15 protein-coding genes and 4 pseudogenes are annotated in these 21,706 nt (G+C 68.8%); 7 read left to right on the top strand and 12 right to left on the bottom strand.

Annotated elements, in window-relative coordinates:
- Window positions 1-34: 34 nt before the first annotated feature.
- Together BM150_RS10950 and BM150_RS10955 are read right to left on the bottom strand one after the other, a co-directional pair.
- Window positions 35-3,247: a UvrD-helicase domain-containing protein gene (locus tag BM150_RS10950; protein WP_092926706.1), complete on the bottom strand. Its 3,213-nt coding sequence runs from the start codon at window positions 3,245-3,247 to the stop codon at window positions 35-37.
- A 167-nt stretch (window positions 3,248-3,414) separates the two neighbouring features.
- Window positions 3,415-4,401 carry a malate dehydrogenase gene (locus BM150_RS10955; protein ID WP_092926708.1) on the bottom strand — a complete coding sequence of 329 codons (987 nt, stop codon included), beginning with the start codon at window positions 4,399-4,401 and terminating at the stop codon, window positions 3,415-3,417.
- A 232-nt stretch (window positions 4,402-4,633) separates the two neighbouring features.
- Between BM150_RS10955 and BM150_RS10960 the strand changes: the two genes are divergently transcribed.
- Window positions 4,634-5,350 (top strand): 3-keto-5-aminohexanoate cleavage protein, encoded by a 717-nt coding sequence (locus BM150_RS10960; protein WP_092926710.1) that lies wholly within the window; start codon window positions 4,634-4,636, stop codon window positions 5,348-5,350.
- Between the two features lie 764 nt (window positions 5,351-6,114).
- Here the strand turns inward: BM150_RS10960 and BM150_RS10965 are convergent.
- Both BM150_RS10965 and BM150_RS10970 read right to left on the bottom strand, forming a co-directional pair.
- Window positions 6,115-7,581: an MFS transporter gene (locus BM150_RS10965; protein WP_092926712.1), complete on the bottom strand. Its 1,467-nt coding sequence runs from the start codon at window positions 7,579-7,581 to the stop codon at window positions 6,115-6,117.
- A 202-nt stretch (window positions 7,582-7,783) separates the two neighbouring features.
- Window positions 7,784-8,092 carry a DUF6221 family protein gene (locus tag BM150_RS10970; RefSeq protein WP_092926714.1) on the bottom strand — a complete coding sequence of 103 codons (309 nt, stop codon included), beginning with the start codon at window positions 8,090-8,092 and terminating at the stop codon, window positions 7,784-7,786.
- Between the two features lie 215 nt (window positions 8,093-8,307).
- On the opposite strand from BM150_RS10970, the gene BM150_RS10975 reads away from it, so the two are divergent.
- Window positions 8,308-8,568 (top strand): Prokaryotic metallothionein, encoded by a 261-nt coding sequence (locus tag BM150_RS10975; RefSeq protein ID WP_092926716.1) that lies wholly within the window; start codon window positions 8,308-8,310, stop codon window positions 8,566-8,568.
- A gap of 116 nt (window positions 8,569-8,684) precedes the next feature.
- Here BM150_RS10975 and BM150_RS10980 read toward each other — a convergent pair whose 3' ends face one another.
- On the bottom strand, window positions 8,685-9,197 hold the full coding sequence (locus BM150_RS10980; RefSeq protein ID WP_092926718.1) for a DinB family protein: 513 nt from the start codon (window positions 9,195-9,197) through the stop codon (window positions 8,685-8,687).
- Window positions 9,198-9,284: 87 nt separating this feature from the next.
- On the opposite strand from BM150_RS10980, the gene BM150_RS10985 reads away from it, so the two are divergent.
- The gene (locus tag BM150_RS10985) at window positions 9,285-9,464 is read left to right on the top strand and encodes an alpha/beta fold hydrolase (protein ID WP_092926720.1); all 180 of its coding nucleotides are present in this window, start codon (window positions 9,285-9,287) and stop codon (window positions 9,462-9,464) included.
- Between the two features lie 75 nt (window positions 9,465-9,539).
- Window positions 9,540-9,731, top strand: coding sequence for a hypothetical protein (locus BM150_RS10990; RefSeq protein ID WP_092926722.1), 192 nt, complete (start codon window positions 9,540-9,542; stop codon window positions 9,729-9,731).
- Window positions 9,732-9,868: 137 nt separating this feature from the next.
- Here the strand turns inward: BM150_RS10990 and BM150_RS10995 are convergent, their stop codons facing one another.
- A complete protein-coding gene (locus BM150_RS10995; RefSeq protein WP_092926724.1) occupies window positions 9,869-10,453 on the bottom strand; it encodes a GNAT family N-acetyltransferase in 585 nt (194 codons plus the stop codon).
- 337 nt (window positions 10,454-10,790) lie between these two features.
- Here BM150_RS10995 and BM150_RS23735 point away from each other — a divergent pair.
- Window positions 10,791-10,916, top strand: a pseudogene (locus BM150_RS23735) (alpha/beta fold hydrolase); the annotation flags it as partial.
- Window positions 10,917-11,007: 91 nt separating this feature from the next.
- Here BM150_RS23735 and BM150_RS11000 read toward each other — a convergent pair.
- From BM150_RS11000 to BM150_RS24915, 6 genes and pseudogenes are all read right to left on the bottom strand, one after another.
- Window positions 11,008-11,499, bottom strand: coding sequence for an STAS domain-containing protein (locus BM150_RS11000; protein WP_245755422.1), 492 nt, complete (start codon window positions 11,497-11,499; stop codon window positions 11,008-11,010).
- Window positions 11,500-11,671: 172 nt separating this feature from the next.
- A complete protein-coding gene (locus BM150_RS11005) occupies window positions 11,672-13,639 on the bottom strand; it encodes an aconitate hydratase (RefSeq protein ID WP_092926726.1) in 1,968 nt (655 codons plus the stop codon).
- 163 nt (window positions 13,640-13,802) lie between these two features.
- Complete coding sequence (locus BM150_RS11010; RefSeq protein ID WP_092926728.1) at window positions 13,803-14,801, bottom strand: SMP-30/gluconolactonase/LRE family protein; 999 nt, start codon at window positions 14,799-14,801, stop codon at window positions 13,803-13,805.
- Between the two features lie 83 nt (window positions 14,802-14,884).
- Window positions 14,885-15,709 carry an SAM hydrolase/SAM-dependent halogenase family protein gene (locus tag BM150_RS11015; RefSeq protein ID WP_092926730.1) on the bottom strand — a complete coding sequence of 275 codons (825 nt, stop codon included), beginning with the start codon at window positions 15,707-15,709 and terminating at the stop codon, window positions 14,885-14,887.
- A complete protein-coding gene (locus tag BM150_RS11020) occupies window positions 15,706-18,138 on the bottom strand; it encodes an AAA family ATPase (protein ID WP_092926732.1) in 2,433 nt (810 codons plus the stop codon). The genes BM150_RS11015 and BM150_RS11020 overlap by 4 nt, the downstream gene beginning before the upstream one ends.
- 248 nt (window positions 18,139-18,386) lie before the next feature.
- Window positions 18,387-19,290: pseudogene (locus BM150_RS24915) on the bottom strand (helix-turn-helix domain-containing protein).
- A gap of 136 nt (window positions 19,291-19,426) precedes the next feature.
- Here BM150_RS24915 and BM150_RS11030 point away from each other — a divergent pair.
- Both BM150_RS11030 and BM150_RS11035 read left to right on the top strand, forming a co-directional pair.
- Window positions 19,427-20,344, top strand: a pseudogene (locus BM150_RS11030) (MBL fold metallo-hydrolase).
- Window positions 20,345-20,369: 25 nt separating this feature from the next.
- A pseudogene (locus BM150_RS11035) lies at window positions 20,370-21,595 on the top strand (carboxylesterase/lipase family protein).
- Window positions 21,596-21,706: the final 111 nt, after the last annotated feature.

Raw genomic sequence — 21,706 nt, forward strand, 5'->3', positions numbered from 1 at the left:
ACCACCACGCTGTCCACAAGGACAACGACACGGTTCAGAGCAGACTCAGCTGCCGAGCAGCGGACCGTTTGCCACCGTCGTCACCATCGCGCACCGCCGTGTCACCCAGTTCGGCCAGGAACGGACTGGGCGTGCGCTGACCCGCGGTGGACGCCTGGCCACGACGCGCCGCACGGGTCAGGTACAACCGCCGCTGGGCCCGCGTCATCCCCACGAAGAACAACCGCCGCTCCTCGGCGGTGTCGTCGCGCTGCTCGCCCGGCCAACGCAGCGGCAACAACCCGTCCTCACAACCGGTCACGAACACAACCGGGTATTCCAGCCCCTTCGCGGCGTGCAGCGTCAAAAGCGACACCGCGTCCGCACGCGGGTCCAACGCGTCGACCTCCGCGCCCAGCATGACCTCCTGGCAAAACCCGAGCACATCCTCACCGAAACGTGAAGCCAGCGGGGTCAACAACTCCACGGCCGTGTGCAGCTGTTCAACCTGCTCACCCAGTGTCTCGGCCACAGTGGCGGCGGCCTGCTCCAGCTGCCGCAGCACCGTTCCGGAACGGCGACCGGCATAACCGAGCTCCCGCAGCAACGGCTCCACCCCGGCGCGCGCCGCCAGCGGGTCGTGACTGCGTTTCTGCACCGGAAATCCGTGCCGGGTCAACTCCTCGGCCAACATCCGCGACTGCGCATCGGTGCGGTAAACCACCGCGATGTCGCCGAACCCCAACGACGAGGTCTCGTAACCGTCGGCGCTGCCGCTGTCCAGCGAATGGAAGGTGGCACCGCCGAGCAATCCGTCGACGGTGCGGGCCACGAACCTCGCCTCGGCCCGCTCATCGGACGCCCGGTGCAGCACGATCGGGTGGTCACTGTCGGCACCCACCGGCCGCAGCGTCCGTCCCGGAACCAGACTCTCCGGACGAATCGCCCGCACCGCGCCCTCGACGATGCGCCGCCCACTGCGATAGTTCCGCGTCAACGCCCGCACCGGAGCATCCGGATAGTCCCGCTCGAACCGCAGAAAAAACCCCACATCGGCGCCACGGAAACCGTAAATCGCCTGATCCGGGTCGCCGATGACGGTCAGATTGGCCGCGGCGGGCGCCAGCAACCGCAACAGTCGGTACTGCACCTCGTCGACATCCTGGTACTCGTCCACGCTGATCCAGCGATACCGCCGCCGATACCACTCGGCCAACTCCGGATCGGCCCGCAACAGCTCTACCGGCAGCACCAGCAGATCGTCGAAATCCACCAGCCCCTCCCGCCGCAGCGCCGCGGTGTAGTCGGGCAACAACTCCGCGACCTCACCGGAGACCTCACCACCCCGACGAGCACGCGAAAGCACCGAGACAAACTGCCGCGCCCTCCGCTCGTCACCGGTCAACGACACCAGAATCCGGTGTCGCCGGTCGACGTCGACCAGGGCGACGTCCTCGGGCAACCCCAGTGCGGCGTGGTTGTCCCGCACGATGCTCAACCCCAACGAGTGAAACGTCGCCACAGTGACCTCACGGCCCCGTTCTCCCACCAACGCGGTGATCCGTCGGCTCATCTCCGCCGCGGCCCGCCTGGTGAAAGTGATGGCCAAACAGCTCGAGGCGGGCACATCCCGTTCTTCGACCAGGTGAGCGATCCGGTGCGTGATCGTGCGGGTCTTACCCGTACCCGGCCCGGCAACGATCATCAACGGCCCGGAATCCACTTCGGCAGCGGCCCGCTGCTCGGCATCGAGTTCGGCCAGCACCCCAGTGGCCGGGGCCACGTCGGCCCCGGCAGCATCCGGGGTATCCGGAACATCCCGGGCGCCGAAGGATTCCCCTTCCCGCTCCTCGAGCGGTACGGTGACCTCGTCAGCGAACGGTGGGGAAGTGGTGGCGACCCCGCCGACGACCGTCTCCGAGCCACCCGCCGCCTCCGGCCGAGTAGCCGCCTCCGGCAGGGTAGGGGCGGTCAACTCGTCGTCGGCGAATAACGAGGCGGCACCGCCACCGCGCACCCGCGGGAGCTCTTCCGGCTCGAACACGCGAATCGTGCCGTACTCACCGTCAAAACCGGCTTCCCGGTGCACCGCGCCCGTACGCAGCCGCTCGATCGCCTCGGCCAACGCACCGCTGTCCCGCCGCAACCGCTCGACCGGGACATCCTCCAGGATGGCCAGCTCGGAACCGTGCCGCGCCGTGAGCTCGCTGATCTCACCGAAGACCTTCTTGCTCTTGGGCCCGACACCCCGGATCTCACCGACGATCTCCGGAAGCGGTATCAGATTGCGGTATCCCGCCGCGCCGGACGGGCGCACACCCTCCGGACGATCCGCCAACGCATCCACCCGATTGAGCACCCCCACCGTCAACGGTTTGCCACAGTCCGGACACCTGCGCCCATGACGCCGCGTCTCGGCCGGATCGAACCGCACCCCGCACTTGCGGTGCCCGTCGAGGTGGTACTTGCCCTCCTCGGGGAAGAACTCCACCGTCCCCTCGAAACCAACACCGGTCTCCAACGCGCGACGCATCGCGAAATAGTCCAGCTCGGTGTCGAACACAGTGGCTTCCCGAGCCAACATCGGCGGTGAGTGCGCGTCGGAATGACTCACCAGGGTGTACCCGTCCAACGCCGACAGTCGCCAGTTCATCTCCGGGTCACTGGACAACCCCGTCTCCAGCGCGAAAACGTGGCCCGCCAGATCCCGGTAGCACTCACCGATCGAATCGAACCCGGCCTTGGACCCCAGAACGGCGAACCACGGAGTCCAGATATGAGCGGGCACCAGATACGAGCCCGCCCCGGACTCCAACGTGATCTCCAACAGATCCCGCGCGTCCAACCCCAGAATAGGACGCCCGTCCGAACCCAGATTGCCGATGTTTCCGAGTCTGCGGCTGAATTCCTCGGCCGCGTCGAAATCCGGGACATAGCACAAATGGTGAATCTTGCGAGTATAGTCCCCGTACTTGTAGATCGTGGCGATCTCCACCGACAGCATGAACCGCACCGGAGTGTGGCACTCGGTGGGCAACGTACGCAGCACCGCACGCTCGTACTCCGGACGCAGCCGCAACAGTCCCGGCTCGGCGGGTTCCAGAACCTCACGCAGGTGCGCACGCCAAGCCGGATGTGTGAAGTCCCCGGTACCCACCACCGTGACCCCCTTGCGACGCGCCCACCAGGCCAGGTGCTCGATGTCGCAGTCCTTGCTGCACGCGCGGGAGTACTTGGAGTGGATATGCAAGTCAGCGTAGAAGCGCACCCGCCGATCTTGCCAAACCGGCCACACCCGTCACGCCCGGGCCACACAGCACCCCGCACGAACCCGACGAAACCCCTCTGACGAGGCCGACACCTTCAGGGCCCGACAAACACGCGGGGCCGGTGGAAACATCCGCAACCACCGGCCCCGCACACCGCACGAACGGATCAGACCAGGCCCAACCCGCGCACGGTCTCACGCTCGTCGACCAACTCCTGCACCGAAGCGTCGATACGAGGACGGGAGAACTCGTCGATGTCGAGTCCCTGAACGATCTCGTAACGCCCGTCCCGAGCGGTCACCGGGAAGGACGAAATCAACCCCTCCGGCACACCATAGGAACCGTCGGAAACCACACCCGCCGACGTCCAGTCACCCTCGGCCGTACCGTTGACCCAGGTGTGCACGTGATCGATGGCCGCGTTGGCCGCCGACGCCGCCGACGAGGCCCCACGAGCCTCGATGATCGCCGCGCCACGCTTGGCCACGGTCGGGATGAACTCATCACTCATCCACTGCCGCTCGACCTGTTCAGCGGCGATCTTGCCGCCCACCTCGGCGTGGAACAGATCCGGGTACTGCGTCGCCGAATGGTTACCCCAGATCGCCAACCTGCGGATCTCGTCGACACCCACACCCAGCTTGATCGCCAACTGCGCCAACGCACGGTTGTGATCCAGCCTGGTCATCGCCGTGAAACGCTCCGCGGGCACATCCGGAGCATGGGCCTGGGCGATCAACGCGTTCGTGTTCGCCGGATTGCCCACGACCAGGACCCGCACATCATCCGCCGCGTTGGCATTGATGGCCTCACCCTGCGGTTTGAAGATGCCACCATTGGCCTCGAGCAGATCACCGCGCTCCATCCCCTGCGTACGGGGACGAGCACCCACCAACAAGGCAATGTTGGTGCCCTCGAAGGCACGCCGCGTGTCATCGGTGACCTCGATACTGCGCAGCAACGGGAACGCGCAGTCGGTCAGCTCCATCGCCGTCCCCTCAGCGGCCTTGACCGCCTGCGGAATCTCCAACAACCTGAGATTGATCGGGGTATCCGGACCGATGAGCTGGCCGGACGCGATCCGAAACAGCAACGCGTAACCGATCTGACCAGCAGCGCCGGTGACAGTGACGGTAACGGGGGAACGAGTCATGGAGTTCTCTCCTGGTCGCCGGGTATTGCCGAAGCGATGCTATCCACCCGAACACCACGAACCGGGCGCCCCCGCCACGGATCACACCCCGGACACCGGTCATACCGAAACGAAACCGATTCAGCCGAAACCCCGTACGACAATCCAACGACACGGTCGACACACCCGGTCACCACCACCGCACGACACACGCCGTGTTTCGCCACACACCACAATCCAGCAGAATGGAATCATGCTGCAGGTCTGCCTCAACGGTCCCCGGGGCATTCGGGAACACCACCACCTACCCGTACAACCACCGGACCTCGCCGCGGCCGCAGCTCACAGCATCGCCGCGGGCGCCGAGGACGTCCACGTACACCCCAAAACCCCCGACGGTGCCGACAGCCTCGACGCCACCACGGTGGCCGCCGCCGTCAACGCGATCCGCGCCGCCGCCCCGGGCATCACAGTGGGAATCCCCACCACCGCCTGGACCACCCCCGACACACCCTCCCGACTCGACGCCATAGCGAGCTGGACCGTCCTCCCGGATCACGCCTCGGTCGACTGGCACGAACCCGACGCCGAACGAATCGCCCAGGCACTGCTGAAACGCGGGATCGGCATCGAAGCCGGCATCCACTCCGGAACCGAGGCCGGTGAGCACTTCGCCGAATGGCCCCACCGCGAGCAGGCACTCCGCATCCTCGCCGAGGTCGTCGACCCCACCACGACGGGCGCGACAGCCACCGCCGAAACACTGCTGGCACGAATCCGCCCCACCCGCACACCCATCCTGCTGCACGGCAGGGCCGCCGGTGCCTGGCCGGTACTGCGCCTCGCAGAGCAACAGGGCCTGCACACCCGAATCGGTCTGGAAGACACCCTGCTGCTTCCCGACGGCACCATCGCCGACGACAACGCCCAACTCGTCACCGCAGTACGCACCCGAGCGGCACACGGCTGAACCGCACGAATCGTCACCGCCCAGCGCGGTGGGGAAGTGGTACCTCGCAGTGCCGGTCAGTGAACCCGTACCTCGTGTTCGACTTCCCCGCGCTGTCCCGCGACGGACAGTCACCACGACCCGATAACCGTTCTCGTGACGAATCGAGAGGTTCTCCACATGTTCGGCCTCGACTCGTACTCGAAGTAATCCGCGCCGCAGGTACCGAGCAGCACGACCACGAGTCGGACACCGACGCTTCTCCCGGACTTCCCGCGTCCGTACCGGACAGTGGCACAGCGCGGAGAAGAGTGGACTCGCCGTCGCGAAATCCATTACTTAACATAATGTGTCTTATCGGCTAAATTCGTGCCCGGTGTATCCGGTGGTTGCGGCGACCGCTCTCGGCGTTCTTTCACCTTCCACCGGAGACTGTTGGCGGTGCCCGCAGGTGCTGAGTGCCCGCTCAGCTAGCTGACATGTGGATTATCAGGGCCTTCAGGACGACTCCGACGGTGCTTCCGCTGCCTGGCGGGCCGGGACGATGATCTCGGGATGTCCATGGGTCCGTGGAAGCGCGGATTCGTCACCGTGATGACGCTGTCTCGTGCGGAGAGAAATCGGAGCGTGTCACCGTGCTCGTGCCGATGTCGGTCGAGACACACCGAACCGACACGTCCCCACTCCGAGCCGAACCTCCGTCCACTCCCATGAAACGTGGATAACAAATATTATCCATCATTTGGTGTGTCGACTTTTCGCACCGGCGCCGACCGGTGGCGTGCTCACCGAGGATTCCGGGTGCACGGATCCTGGCAGGCGTGGTTCACGGCCGGCAGCGGCAGTGAACGCACCCGGGCGGCGTTTTCGACACCGACCGCCGCTGTCACGGCCCCTGCCACGCACAGTCCGGCGGAGATGAACATGGCCGTTGCGTACCCCTGCCCCAGCGGTTGTCCCGCGGCGATTCCGGACAGTCCCGCCAGCGGTGGCAGTACCGCCACCGCCAGCAGCCCGGCCATCCGCGATATGGCGTTGTTGACGCCGGAGGCGACACCACCGTGTTCGCGTCCGACCGAGGCCAGTACGGCCGAGGTCAGCGGTGCCACGGTGACCGACAGTCCGAGGCCGAAGATCAGCACGGCGGGCAGCACGGTCGTCGCATAGGACGTTCCGGGCGTCACACGTGTCATCAGCACCAGCCCGCAGGCACACACCAGCGGGCCGATGGTCATCGGCCACCGCGGACCGATCCGCTGTGCCAGTGCTCCCATTCTGCTGGACAGCAGCAGCATGACCACGGTGATCGGCAAGGTGGCGATTCCCGCGGCCATCGCCGAGTAGCCGAGCGTCTGCTGCAGCTGCAACGACAGCAGGAACAACGCCGAGCTCAGGGCACCGTAGACGGTGAACGTGGTGAGGTTGGCCCCGACGAACTGGCGCGAGCGGAACAGCGACAGCGGAAGCAACGGTGCGGACTGCTTCGCCTCGACGAACGGAAAGGTAAGCAGACCCGCTGTTCCGACGAGTGCCGCGAGCACGGTGACCGGGTTCCAGCCGTGTGTGGGGGTTTCGATCAGCGCGTACACGGCACCGGTCAGTCCGAGCGTGATCGCCATCGCGCCGGTGAGGTCGGGCGGTCCCGAGATGGTGGGGTCGCGGGTCTCGGGAACGTGGCGCCGGGTGACCAGCAGGGCGATCGCGGCGATGGGAAGGTTGATGAGGAACACCCAGCGCCAGGAGGCGGTGTCGACCAGCCACCCACCCACGAAGGGGCCGATCGCGGCGGCGATGCCGGTCAGTCCCGCCCAGGTGCCGACGGCTTTACCGCGGTCGTCCTGGCTGATGGAGGCGTTGATCAGGGCGAGGCTGCCCGGAACCAGCAGTGCACCACCGATGCCCTGCACCAGCCGGGCGGTGATCAGTTCCGCTCCCCCGCTCGCCAGCCCGCAGCCCAGTGAGGCCAGGGTGAACAGCACCAGCCCGGCGCTGAAGACGCGTCTGCGGCCGTATCGGTCCCCGAGCGCCCCTCCCAGCAGCAGTAGTGAGCTCAGTGTCAGCAGGTAGGCGTCGAGCACCCACTGCAGCAGGGCGAAGGTGCCGCCGAGGTCACGGCTGATGGCGGGTAGCGCGACGTTGACCACCGAGCCGTCCAGGAAGGCGACTCCGGAGCCGAGCATGGTGGCGAGGATGATCCACCGCCCTTGTGCGGAGCGCAGTGGCACGGGGTCGTCGGCGCGGTGAGCGCTCATCGGGTGAGGATAACCGCTGTGGACCGCTTCGGCCGGGGTGTTGTCGCGGACTGTGGTTCCTATCGTTTCGCCAGGCCACCGTCGACGATGTACTGACTGGCGGTGACGTAGGTGGCGTCGCGGCGGGGCTCGTTGTCCGTTCCGCTCGTGGTTGGAGGTGGTTTCCCTGTTTCAGGTGGCGCGTGGTGTGGCCGCGTGGTGTTCAGGGGCGCCACCGGTGGTGGTAGCCGGGGCGGTCGTTGTAGGGCAGCCCGAGCAGGGCTCGGGTGAGGCATCCTCGTTCGTCCTCGTGGGGGAACGAGGTGTTGAGGGCGTCGCAGGGGCCGTGGCCGGTGCCGCAGTGCCGGTGCTGGTCGAGGATGCGGGCTTTGAGTTCGCATTCGCGGAATCCCCGGGTGATGCGGGCGGTGGAGCAGGTGGGGGTGCCGGATTCGCCGTCGCGTCGGGCGTCGGTGAGGCGTTCCAGGTCGTGCAGGATCTGTGTGCGCAGGAATTCCCGGAACCGGTCCACGATCGCCCTCCTCGCCTGGTCCTGGCTTCGGCCGTCCCCGTTGGTGGTGTGGGGTGGCCACGGGTCTCATTGTCGATCATGGCCCGGGGTGGGGTCGGGCGTGGTGCGGCCGAGTGGGGCACGAATGCGCTGGGTATCGGCGTGTGTGGTTGTCGTGATCAGGGTGGGGGTCGCATGCTGTGGTTGTTACGGTCGTTGGTTCCGAGGGGGGCGTCATGGCGTCGTGTGAGGTTTGTGGCAATGACTACTGGATGACGTTCGAGGTGCGTACGGCGGGTGATCAGGTGCATGTGTTCGACTCGTTCGAGTGCGCGGCGCACCGGTTGGCTCCGTCCTGCGAGCACTGTGGGTGCCGTGTGCTCGGGCACGGTGTGGAGGATTCCGGGCAGTTCTTCTGCTGCGCGCATTGTGCGCGGCAGGCTGGTGCGTCGATGGCCGATCAGCTGCGGGACGCGGTGGGGGCTCATCCGGGCTGAGCGGGCCCTGTGAGCGTCGTTCCGGTCGCGGTTTCGGTGCCGATGTGTCCGGGTGGCCCCGGTGGGGGTTCCCGGACATCGGTTCGGTGTCGCCGGTTGTTTCGTGGTGGGTGTGGCTAGATGCCGGTGGTGCCGTCGAGGCGTTCGCGCAGCAGGTCGGCGTGGCCGTTGTGGCGGGCGTATTCCTCGATCATGTGCACGTAGATCCAGCGCAGGTTGACGTGCTGGCCGCCGAGGTCGCCGGTGTCGGTCAACGAGTGCTCGCGGCAGCTGCGGCGGGCGTGTTCCACCTCGGTGCGCCAGGTGTTCAGGGCGTCGTGCAGGGTGGCGTGCTCGGCCAGTTCGAATCCGCCGTCGGTTCCGTCGGTTCGGGCCTGCTCGGTGTGGGTGGTGGCCAGTTCCTCGGCGGCCAGGATTCGGCGGAACCAGGTGCGTTCCACCTCGGCCATGTGCTGGACGAGGCCGGTCAGGGTGAGTTCGGAAGGTGCCACGGTGGCGGTGGCCGCCTGGGTGTCGTCCAGTCCTTCGCATTTTCGGGCGAGGGTGGCGCGGTGGAAGTCGAGCCACCCTTCGAGCACGCTGCGTTCGTCGGCGTCGAGGGGTGGCATGGGGCGTTCGGTGTTATTCACCGGGTGATTATCGCACTCGGCGTGAGAGTTTCACTTTTCAGACTGGATCGGTGCGTTCGTTCCGGTGTTTCGTGTGACGATGCGTGGGTGAGTGAGCACTGGAGGCAGGCGGGGCGTGTCGGCAACGATCCGGGTGTGCGGAGTGCGTGGTCTGGGGGTCTGCGGATCAGCTACCGCGTGGACGGTTTCGGGCCGCGGACGGTGGTGTTTCTGCACGGGTTGGCCGGTTACTCGGGCGAGTGGGCCCGAACCGCCGCGGCGTGGTGAGAAGACGGAGCTGGCTGCGGCCAAACGCCGGATCGTCGAGCTGGAAACCGAGCTGCGAGCCACGCGTCGCGCGATATGGTCCGGCCCCAGTCGCTGACCTCGCAGCGCAACGACCGCTGTATCGGCCGTCCCGACGCCGTGGCCGAGGCGGTGGTGCTGCGCAAGGACGGCACCCGCGCCGAGCCGGGTGAGATCGGCCTGTTCGCGACGAAGGGCCCGACCACCACTGCCGGGTACAGGCCCAAGGAGGACTTCCCTCAGGGGTGACCGGCAAGGTGCGCAAGCGGCTGCTGCGCGAGAAGTACGTGGCGCTGGAGGACTTTCTGCCTCGCGGCGACGGCTCGAAGGTCGCCACCCCCTTCGAGGAGGCCTGTGGAACCGGAGCTGAGGTGGCGGTGCCCGGATCAGCCGCGCGCGGCCCGCCCCTCGGAGCGGGCCGCGGTGGCGCCCTGCTCCCACTCGGTGGCGAGCATCGCGTAGACGGCGACATCGGCGCGTTCGCCCTTGAGTATCTCGCCCTGCACGAAGAAGGCCTCGCGCCGCATCCCGAGACGCTCCATCAGGCGCTGGGAACTGTGGTTGTTCCCGTTGCAAAGGCCGACGACCCGGTGGAACCCATAGTGCTCGAAGGCCAGGCGCAACACCTCGCGTCCGGCCTCGGTGGCGTAGCCGCGGCCGCTGTGGTCGGGGTTCATCACGAACCCGATCTCGGCGCGACCCAGCTCGGCGCTGACCCACTCCAGGTTGAAGTCCCCGATGACCCGGCCGGTCTCGCGCAGCTCCACGGCGATCGCCAGGTTCTGGCCCTCGGTGGTCAGTTCGGTCTCGCCGCCCCGCTTGTCCAGCGCCGTCTTCGTCTCCTCCCAGGAGCGCGCGTCGAAGAACAGGTAACGGGTGACGTCCGGGCGTCGCTGGATCTCGTGCAGGTCGTCGAGATCGGACTCGGTGAACGAGCGGAGCAGAAGGCGTTCGGTGACGACGGGTCGCATGGGTGCGGTGGCTCCGAAACGGTGTCTCGCGTCGGGCGGCTGAAGGCGCGTCGCGTGGCTGGTCCCGACGAACGGCGTGGAAATGCTAGCAGTCCCCGACAGCACTGTCCCACTTGATGCATGGGGAGGTCGTCGATGAGCAGGACGCCACTGGCCGCCCTGGTCGCCGCGAGCGGGGTCGCCACGGTCGGCTCTACGATGACGCTGATCGCCGTTCCGTGGTTCGTGCTGCACACCACCGGCAGCGGGTTGAGCACGGGGTTGGTAGCCACGGCCTCACATCCGTCCCTGACCTGGCGAAACAGAGTTAACCGTTGGTTTTTCGGCGTGTGCTATCGGAAGACCGGTGACTGTGGTCGGCCAGTCGATGGGTGCGCACACCGCGTTGCTGCTCGCCGCGCGGCGGCCCGATTTGGTCGGGCGGCTGGTGATGGTCGAGGGTGATGTCGGAGGTGGAGGTGATGCGGCGGCGCGTGGCCTTCCCCGGGCATTCGTAGCTCGGTGAGGGTTCGTTGCTTGGCGGGGGCGCAGGGGTGGTGAGCGGCTGCGGTTCGCTACTGGTTGTGGGCGTGTGCCAGCGCGGTGGTGACGCTGTCGTGGCAGGTCAGGCTGGCGTTGATGCCGGTGAGGTCGAGTAGGCGGGCCACGCAGCCCTGCCCGGGGACCACGTGCATGTCGATGCCGCGTCGGTCGGCGCGGCGTTGGGCTTTGAGGAGCAGTTCGACTCCGGTGGTGTCGATGAACGAGACCGTGCTCAGGTCCACGATCAGTGTTCGCAGGGCGGCAGCGGTGAGGCGTTGCCGGATGAGTTCGGTGACTCGGGGTGCCGCGGCGAGGTCGATGTCTCCGTTCATACTCACCACCACCACTCCGGGGGCGGGGCGTTGCACCGACATGCGCAGCGCCGGGTCGAGCCGGTGTTGTCCCTGTGCGAGTTCCTCCTCACCCGCTCGTCTGGTGGGCACGGTCGGGTGTGGCGGGCTCGCCGGGGCGGTGTCGGGCTGGTCGCTGTGGACCGACTGTGGGGTGGGTCGAGAAACGATCACGTTTCCTCCTGCGGCGTCCGCCGGGTGGCGAGGAGGGTGGCGGGCACGGCGTGTTGTGTGATTACGCTGTGTCGCGCTTTGACTACTGTTCGCCAGATGTGGTTCCCACCGTAGTGGCCCCGTTGGTGGTGCTACAACCGCTGTGTCGTCGGATCGGCGGATACATGCGAGGTCAGGGGCCGCTGTGTGGGGTGGTTTCGGCGAGCATGGGGATGATCCCACCGGCCAGCACGGCGTTGACCTGGCGTGGGGACAGCCGGTGGCCCATTCGGTAGTCGGTGCCGCGGGTGGTGTTGTGCAGCGTCAGTGTGTGGTGCTCGGGCAGCTGCCGGTGCAGGTCGTCGAGGCGAAGCACATCGCCGTGGCCGATGTCGTCGTAGTCGGCAGGGTCGGTGAATTCCAGCGGCAGGATGCCGAAGTTGATCAGGTTCTGCCAGTGGATCCGGGCGAAGGATTTGGCCGCCACCAGTCGTAGTCCCAGGTGGCGGGGTGTGATGGCGGCGTGTTCCCGGGAGGAGCCCTGCCCGTAGTTGTCGCCGCCGATCACCGCGTGCGGGTGGTGGTGTTGGCGGGCCCGCTGGGGGTAGTCGGGGTCGAGTCGGGTGAAGGTGAACTCGGCCAGTGCCGGGATGTTGGACCGCAGCGGTAACGCTTGCGCACCGGCCGGTGAGATCTCGTCGGTGGAGACGTTGTCGCCGGTTTTGAGTAGCACGGCCGTTTCGAGACGCCGTGGCGCTGGCGCCAGGTCCGGCAGGGCGGAGATGTTGGGGCCTTTGACAGGCCGGGTGCGCAGCGACTCGGCTTCTTCGGGCGGTGCCAGCAGCATGGCGGTGTTGACGGCGCTGTGTTCGGGTTCTTCGACGGTGTCGTCGGTGAGGCCGAGCCGTTCGGCCAGTTCCCGGGGGTCGGTGATGGTGCCGGTCAGCGCGGCGGCAGCGGCGGTTTCCGGTGAGCACAGCCACACCGAGTCCTCGGGGGTGCCGGAGCGGCCGGGGAAGTTCCGGGGAAACGTTCGTAGCGAGTTCTGCCCCACCGCCGGGGCCTGGCCCATGCCGATGCAGCCCATGCAGCCGGACTGGTGGATGCGTGCTCCCGCGCCGATCAGGTCGGCGACGGCACCGGAGCGTGCCAGGTCCTGCAGGATCTCGCGGGAGGTGGGGTTGATGTCGACGCTGACCGCGTCGCTGGTGGAGCGGCCGCGCAGCATGCGGGCGGGGACCGCGAAGTCGCGCAGTCCCGGGTTGGCCGAGGAGCCGATCACGGTTTGGCTCACCTCGCGGCCGGCGACGGCGCTGACCGGGACGACGTTGTCGGGCGCGGAGGGTTGGGCGATCAGCGGCTGCAGGCCGGTCAGGTCGATTTCGTCGGTGAGGTCGTAGGCGGCGTCGGGGTCGGCGGCCAGCTCGGTGAAGTCGTGTTCGCGTCCTTCGGCGCGCAGGAACCGCCGCACGGCCTCGTCGGCGGGGAACACGGTGGTGGTGGCGCCGAGTTCGGCACCCATGTTGGCGATGACGTGGCGGTCCATGGCCGACAGGTCGGCCAGGCCGGGGCCGTGGTATTCGATGATGCGGTCGACCCCGCCGTTGACGGTGTGTCTGCGCAGCATTTCCAGGATGACGTCCTTGGCCGAGACCCAGGGTGGTAGTTGCCCGGTCAGGCGTACTCCCCAGATTTCGGGCATGCGCAGGCGCAGGGGCTCGCCTGCGATGGCCAGGGCGACCTCGAGTCCGCCCACTCCGATGGCGAGCATGCCCAGTGATCCGGCGGCGCAGGTGTGCGAGTCGGAGCCGACCATGGATTTGCCCGGGATGCCGAACCGCTGCATGTGGGTGGGGTGGGACACGCCGTTGCCGGGTTTGGAGTACCACAGCCCGTAGCGCTGCGCGGCGGTGCGCAGGAATTCGTGGTCCTCGGCGTTCTTCTCGTCGGCCTGCAGCAGGTTGTGGTCGACGTACTGCACGCTGACCTCGGTGTGGGCGCGCCGCAGCCCCAGCGATTCCAGTTCCTGCATGACCAGTGTGCCGGTGGCGTCCTGGGTCAGGGTCTGGTCGACCGACAGCGCCACCTCGTTGCCGGGGGTCATGTGGCCGTCGACGAGGTGGTCGGCGATGAGTTTGTGCGCCAGGGTGTGTGCGGGCACGGCGGGTCTCCCCTTTCGTGATCGTGTGCTCACCGGGTGCCGGTGCCCTGGGTGGGGCTCGGCCCGGGTGGGCCGTGTTCGGGTTACCCGTTGTGGTTGGTGTTGAAACGATCAGCCGGGCAGCACGCGGCGCGGTCGGGGATGTTCACCGCCGGTGGTTGCGTCAGTGTGGGGTCGCGGGCTCCAGCGGCAGGGTGGCCACGGCGCGGCTGGTCAGGCTGCCGAGGTAGAGCGTGCCCCGGTGCTGGCGCACTCCGGTGACCATCCCGAAGTCGCCCACCGGGGCGGCGAGTTCGTGCACCACTCGCCCGTGGGTGTCGACGGCCAGCAGCCACAGCGTTTCGGCGGGCTGCGGCTGCAGCGGTCGCGGTAGTGCGGCGGCCAGGCGCAGCAGCGCCGGGGCGTGGGTGTGGGCGGTGTCGAGCAGGTGGCTGCGTGCCGCGGCCTGGGTCACCCAGATCAGCCCGTCGGTGCCGGTGGAGATGTTGTCGGGGAAACCGGCCATCGCCGACAGCATCGTGTCGCTGCTGCCCGCGCGGGGCCCGGTCAGTGTCACGCGGCGCAGCCGGTAGGCGCCGGTTTCGGCCACCACCACGCTCGTCTCGTCGGGGGTCAGTGCCACCCCGTTGGCGAACTGCAGCCCGTCGAGCAGCACCTCGGCGGGCCCGTCCGGCGGTAGGCGCCACAACCGGCCGGTGCCGGAGTGTTCCATGAGGTCGTGCCGCCACCGGGACAGTGGGAACCGGCGGGAGGAGTCGCTGAAGTACACGGTGCCGTCGGTGGCCACCGCGGCGTTGTTGCACAGCGCCGGCCGTACCGGGCCGCCGCTGGCGAGCAGGGTGTGGACGTGGCCGTGCCGCGGGTCGATTCGCAGCAGCCCTCGTTCGGCGTCGCAGACCAGCAGCGCCCCGTCGGGCAGCGTTTCGATGCCCAGCGGACGGCCGCCGGTGTCGGCCAGCACCCGCAGCTGCCGCCCGTCCTGGTCGAGGGCGAGCAGGCGGCCGTCGTCGACGCCGGTGATGATCCGGTCGTGTTCGTCGAGCACGACGTCTTCGGGGCCGAGCCCGTTGACCGGCAGCAGGTGCGGGGCGGCGAGTCGTCGTGGCTGTGTGCGACGGGCCCGGGGTGGGCGCCATCCGCGGGGGCGGATCCCGGTGGTCATGGTCGGCTCCTGGTGGGGTGTGGGGACAACGACAGCGCTGCCGCCGGGTGACGCGGCGGTGTCGTGGTGTGGGGTCGTGGTGATTACGTGTCCTGGTCGGCGGGTGTGATGTCGAGGAGCTGGTCGCGGTCGATGTCGAGGTGGGCGGCGGCCGAGGCGGTGTTGACGGCCACGGCCAGGTGTCCGGCCGAGTCGGGCAGGACCAGGCAGTCGCCTTCGGCGACGTCGCCGAAGGTGCGGCCGTACCGGGCGGTGAACCGGCCGGTGGGGGTGGTGATCAGCAGCGGGTCGCCGTGGTGCCAGGGTGCCCGCGTCGCGGGCAGCGCCAGCTGCAGGTTGCCGAAGTGGTCGATGGTGATCACCTGTGCCCGCACGTTTCGGCCGTGGCTGCTGGAGTGGGGCGTGGGGGCTGCCACGAGTTGTTCGGGGGAGAGCGCGGGGCCCGCTGTGCGGATGTCGGCGCCCAGCGCGGCGGCCGCGGCCACGGGGGCGAAGATGTCGCGCCCGTGGAAGGTGGCCGAGACCTCGGGCAGCCACCAGTCCGGTTCGGCCAGTTCCACGGCGGTGGTGATCCCGCCGAGCCGGTCGGCCGGGGCGAGCAGCACACCGTTGTCCGGCCCGACGAGCAGGCTGCCGGAGGTGGTTTCCAGTGCGATGCCGCGTCGAGCGGTTCCCACACCGGGGTCGACGACGACCAGGTGCACCGCCGTGGGCAGGTAGGGCACGGTCTGGGTCAGCACCGCCGAGGCGGCGGTGATCGCCTGCGGCGGAATGTGGTGGCTGATGTCGAGGACCGGCACGCCGGGGGCGTGGCGGGCCAGCACTCCTCGGCAGGCGGCGACGAATCCGTCGGCGGTGCCGTAGTCGGTGGTAAACGAGATCCACGGGTAGCGCGGTTGATCGCTCATGGCCCCATCGTGGCACCGTCGCCGCCGGCCGGGGTGGTGACCGGTGTGCTCGCTCGGTCCGGCTCGGTGGGGCGCTCGCCGTCGGCGTGCCGCTGTGCCCCGGCCAGCCGCACGGTCGGCGTGTCCTGCTCGTCGAGGTCGACGTGCACGGTCTTGCCCTCCGGGGCGGGGTGCTCGGTCAGCAGGGTGGCGATGCGGTTGTGCAGTTCCCGTTCGATGACCCGCCGCAGCTGCCGCGCCCCGAACTCGCGGTGTTCGCCACGGTGCACGAGCCATCCCACGGCCCGCTCGGTGATATCCAGCCGCATCCCCCGGGTGCGCAGCCGCTGTCGGGTGTGTTCCAGCAGCGACTCGGCGATGTCGACCAGCGCGTCGGTGGTCAGCGGCTGGAACGGCACGATCTCGTCGATGCGGTTGACGAACTCGGGCCGCAGCCGCGCGCTCAGCGCGGCGACGGGGTCGAACGGGGGCTGGTCGGGCTCGGCGGCGAGCAGTGCCTGCTCGGCTCCGATGTTGGAGGTCATGATCACCACGGTGTTGCTGAAGTCCACGGTGGTGCCGTTGGAGTCGGTGAGTCTTCCCGCGTCGAGTACCTGCAGCAGCGTGTTGAGGATGTCGGGGTGGGATTTTTCGATCTCGTCGAGCAGCAGCACGCTGTAGGGGTGGGTGCGGATGCTGTTGGTGAGTTGGCCGGGTTCGTCGTGTCCGAGATAGCCGGGTGGGGCGCCGATCAGGCGGGACACGCTGTGTTTTTCCTGGAATTCGCCCATGTCGAACCGCACCGTGCGGTCGCTGTCGGAAAACAGCGCGGCCGCCAGCGCCCGCGCCAGTTCCGTTTTGCCCACCCCGGTGGGGCCGGTGAACACGAAGCTGCACAACGGGCGGTCCGGGTCGGACAGGCCGGTGCGGGCGCGGCGGATGGCGTCGGCGACGGTGCGGGTGGCCTGTGGCTGGCCGATGACGCGTTCGGACAGTCGGGTGTCGAGTTCGCGGAGTTTGACGCGTTCGGTGGTGCCGAGTTCGGTCAGCGGCAGGCCGGTGCGCTCAGCGACGACTTCGGTGACGGTGTCGGTTCCCAGCAGCGGCCGGGTGGCGGTGCCGGTGGGGGCGCGGTCGTGCCGCAGCCGCAGGCGGGCGCAGGCCTGGTCGAGCACGTCGACGGCCTTGTCGGGCAGGAAACGGTCGGGGATGTGGCGCTCGGCCAGCGCGGCGGCGTGCCGCAGCGCCCGTTCGTCGATGCGGATGTGGTGGTGCTGCTGGTAGCGCTGCCGCAGTCCCCGCAGGATCGCGGTGGTCTCGGCCACCGTGGGTTCGGGCACCGTGACGGGGTGGAACCGTCGTTCCAGGGCCGGGTCCTTTTCGATGTGCCTGCGGTATTCCTCGGTGGTGGTGGCGCCGATCAGGGGGAGTTCGCCACGTGCCAGGGCGGGTTTGACCACGGTGGCCGCGTCCAGCGCGCCGTCACCGGCTCCGGTGCCGATCAGCACGTGGATCTCGTCGACGAACACGATCAGGTCCTGTCGGTGTTCGGTGACTTCACGCAGCAGTTCCCGCAGCCGCCGTTCGAAGTCCCCCCGGTGTTGCGCTCCCGCGACGAGGCCGGTGACGTCGAGGGAGACGAGTCGACGGCCCGCCAGCAGCGGCGGCGCGGTGTTGGTGCTGATGCGGTGGGCCAGTCCTTCCACGATGGCGGTTTTGCCCACCCCCGCCTCCCCCAGCAGCACGGGGCTGTTCTTACCGCGCCGTGCCAGCACCTCCACGATCTGGTCGATCTGGTGGTCTCGCCCTGTCACGGGGTCGATGTCGCCCGCGGCGGCGCGGGCGGTGAGGTCCACACCGAACTCGTCCAGCCACGGCGTGGCGGGCTGGGTGGTGTCGTGGTGGTCCTGCTCGGTGTGCTCGGCGGGGCCGGTCCGGTGGTGCTCGCCCTGTTCGATCGCCCGTGCCAGGGCACGGCCAGCCGCGGAGTCGGCGTCGGTGGCCACGCCCAGCAGCAGGTGCCGCGTCCCGAGCTGGGCGGCGCCCTCGTGCCGCGCCTGCCGGTAGGAACCCAGCAGGGCGTGCCGTGCGGCGCTGGTCAGCCAGGGGCGCGGGTCGGCCGAGCCGCCGGTGGCCTCGTGCGCTCCGGCCAGGGTGCGCAGGCTGCGGGCCAGCCGGTCCACGGCCACCCCGGTCTCACGCAGCATCGAGGCGGTGGGGCCGGTCTGGGTCAGTGCCCACAGCAGGTGGGTGTCGTCGAGGGCGGTGTGCCCCCAGTCGCGGGCGGCGTGCACGGCTGTGGACAGCACCGTGCGGGCCTGCTCGTCGAGCACACCGGTCTGCCCGCGGTGGGTGGTGTCGCTGCCGGTGTCATCCCCGCGGGCACGCAGCAGTTCGTCGAGCAGCGACTCGACACCCGGTGACGGTTCGAAGGCCCGGCCGCTACTCACGTCACACTCCCGATCGGCGTGGCTGGTCGTGGTGTGGTCCCACGGTGATCACGCTGTCCATCCTGGCCAATACCGATGTGGCGGTGTCGGGGTGGTGGCACAGTGGGCCCCCGCAGCGCTGAAGCTCTCCTCAAGGGCGGGGGGCTCGGGGCTTCTACGGTGGACGGATGCGGTCTCGAGGGGAGTGGGCGCGGCCGGATCGTCGTGTTGTTGCCGCACATCCGCTTGCGGGCGCGAACCCTTCTCACCTAGCGAGGTGTCCGCAGCGGAGCATCCACGTTGTCCGCGTGAGCGGCCTGGCCGTTGCTCGTCTGCCGGAGCAGTGCGAGAGCCTCCTCGGAGGGGGAGCCGGTGGAGGTCGTGCACACGATCAGCACCTGTTCCGGTGAGCGGGCGATCGCCAGTGTCTGCTGTGTCACTGTCACCGTGCCGACGACGGGATGGTGCAGTTCGTAGGAGGTGGCGTCGCAGGGTGCCACGCGGTGGTCGTTCCAGAGTGCGACGAACTCCGGGCTGTTCATCGTCAGTTCGCCGATCAGTTCCGCGAGCAGTGGGTCCTGCGGGTGCCTGCCGACGGTGATACGCAGGTTGCCGACCACCGCGCGGGCCTTGCGCTTCCAGTCCGTGTACAGCTCCCGGCAGTGTGGATCCAGGAACAGCATCCGACTCGTGTTCGGCCGCCCCGCCGGGTTGTCCGGGCTGTGGAAGTCCAGGTGCCCCGCCAGCAGGGCGTGCCCGAGGGCGTTCCACGCCAGCACGTCCGTACGTCGACCAAGCACCAGTGCCGGGACGCCGTCCACGGCGCGCAGGAGGTCCCGCGTCTCGTCGGCAAGCTTCTCGGGCCGGGGGGCGGCGCGCGCGGGGTGTGCGGCGGGCGGCCTCGGCGAGCCGGGTGAGGTGCTCGCACTCGTGCTCGTCGAGCAGCAGGGCGCGGGCGATCGCCTCGAGCACCTCGGTCGAGGCGCCGCGGGACAGGCCCTGCTCCAACCTCGTGTAGTACGAAACGCTGACGCCCGCCAGCTGTGCCAGTTCCTCACGCCGGAGCCCGGCCACCCGCCTGCGGGGACCGAAATCGCGCAGACCGACGTCTTCCGGTCGCAGCAGCGCCCGTCTGGCCTGCAGGAAATCGCCGAGTGGGCCGGGTCCGTCCATGCCGCCAGTATGCGGGGCACGGGCCGATCCGAGCCACACCCCACGAGGGGTAGGACAACGCGGGAGTGGCTCGTGCACGGCCGCGTGTCCAGGATCGGTGTCATTCGACCACATCACCCGAACAGGGACGGAGCACATGGAGCGCAATCCCGAGCAGATCACCCTGGGCGAGGTCACCGTCACCCGCGTCAAGGAGTTCTACGGCTCGGTCGGGATGACACCGGGCGAGTTCTTCCCGGACAGTCCTGACGGCTCGTGGGACGAGCACCGCGACTGGCTGGCGCCCGACTTCTGAGACCCTGGAACGGACGAGTGCCACTCGGCGATCCAGTCCTGGCTGCTGCGCAGCGAGGGGCGCACGATCCTCGTCGACACCGGCGTGGGCAACCGGAAGGAACGGCCGTACTCGCCGGTGTGGAGCCGTCTGGACACGAGCTACCTCGACAACCTCGCCGCCGCCGGGGTGCGGCCCGAGGATGTCGACATCGTGGTCAACACGCACCTGCACGTCGACCACGTCGGCTGGAACACCCGGCTCGACGGCCGTACCTGGGTACCGACCTTCCCGAACGCCACCTACCTGATGACGCGGCGGGACTTCGAATTCTGGGACCCGGCCAACGAGAACAGGTCCGTGCTGGGCCGCGGGAACCAGAACGTCTTCGAGGACAGCGTCACGCCGGTCCACCAGGCCGGCCTGACCCACCTGTGGGAGGGGTCGCACCGGATCGACAAGAACCTGCGGCTCGCTCTCGCTCCCGGACACACCCCCGGTTCGTCCGTGCTCGCGTTGGAGTCCGGCCACGACCGGGCCCTGTTCGTCGGGGACCTGGTGCATACCGCGCTGCAGATCGCAGAGCCGGAAACCAACTCCTGCTTCTGCGAGGCCCCGGCCGAGTCCCGAGCCACCCGACACGAGCTGCTCGGCCACGCCGCTGAGAACAACGCGCTCGTTTTCCCCGCGCACTTCGGCGGTCACGGCGCCGCGGAGGTCACGCGCAACGGGTCGAAGTTCGCGATCAAGGAGTGGGCGGCCTTCTCCCCCATCTCCTGATACTCCCGGAAAGGAAGCGTTTCCCGTGCCCCACTACGCGAACCCGGTCGTCAAAACCCCGGCGGGTGCCGTGCGCGGCGTCCGCGACGCCTCCGGCGAGTTCTACCGCGCCATCCCTTACGCGGCAGCACCGATCGGCGCACGCCGTTTCGCACCGCCCGTTCCGCACCCGGGCTGGTCCGGCGTCCGCGACGGCACGCAGCCCCCGCCGACAGCTCCCCAACCGGTCCGCGACTTCGGCGGGCTCGACATGACCCCCTACTTCGGGCCTGGCTGGGTCCGGGGCGAGGAATACCTGACCGTCGACGTCAGCACGCCTGCGACCGACGACGGCAGGCGCCCCGTCATGGTCTTCGTGCACGGCGGCGGATTCGTCGCCGGCTCGAGCCGCGCCGCGCTCTACGACGGCGACGCGTTCGCCCGCGACGGCATCGTCCTCGTGACGGTGAACTACCGTCTCGGCATACCCGGTTTCCTCGACCTGGAAGGCGCCCCGGCCAACCGCGGGCTGCTCGATGTGCTCGCCGCGCTCGGCTGGATACGCGCCACAGTCGCGACGTTCGGCGGTGACCCGGACAACGTCACGATCTTCGGCCAGTCCGCGGGCGCCACACTCGTCGGAGCGCTACTCGCGACGCCGGAGGCCAAGGGCCTGTTCCGGCGGGCGATCATCCAGAGCGGCAGCGGCACCTTCACCCCGGAACAGGCGCGACGGGTCACCACCACGGTCGCCGCCACGCTGGGCGTCGAACCAACGGCCGAAGCATTTGCCGCGATCCCGGACGAGCGCTTCCTGGAGATAAGGAAGACGTGCTCTCCCTCGCCGCCAGGTTGTACGCGGCCCCGGAGACCGCGGTCGCCGCGCACCGCGCGGCACTGCCGAACGCGACACCGGGCGAGCTGCGCTCTGCGATGCTCGGGGAGGCGCTGTTCGGAGCCGGCACGACCCGCATGGCGCAAGCCCACGCACGGATCTCGGGCGGCCGCACACACGTCTACTCGTTCGGGTATCGCTCGACGGCCCTGACCGGACGACTCGGCGCCACCCACACCGTCGAACTTCCCTTCGTCTTCGACACCGCCGACAAACCGTGGCTGCACGGTGACACGGGCCTGCTCGGCCCCGACCCCGCCCCAGCAGGCCTCGCGGACCGGGTGCACACCGCCTGGGTCGAGTTCGCCGGCACCGGGAACCCGGGATGGGCCGCGTACGACCCGCGACAGCCCGTGGCGGAGCTTCTCGGAGGCTGAGCCTTCCCACCGGGCCAGAGCGGAACCCGAACGGGCATCACCCCGTCCCACAAGCCGACGAACGGATTTTTCCCGCAGGCGACTGCGATACCGCGGGTGCGGGCCATGGTC

It is taken from the genome of Actinopolyspora alba (genome assembly GCF_900112765.1).
Taxonomy (GTDB): Bacteria; Actinomycetota; Actinomycetes; order Mycobacteriales; family Pseudonocardiaceae; genus Actinopolyspora; species Actinopolyspora alba.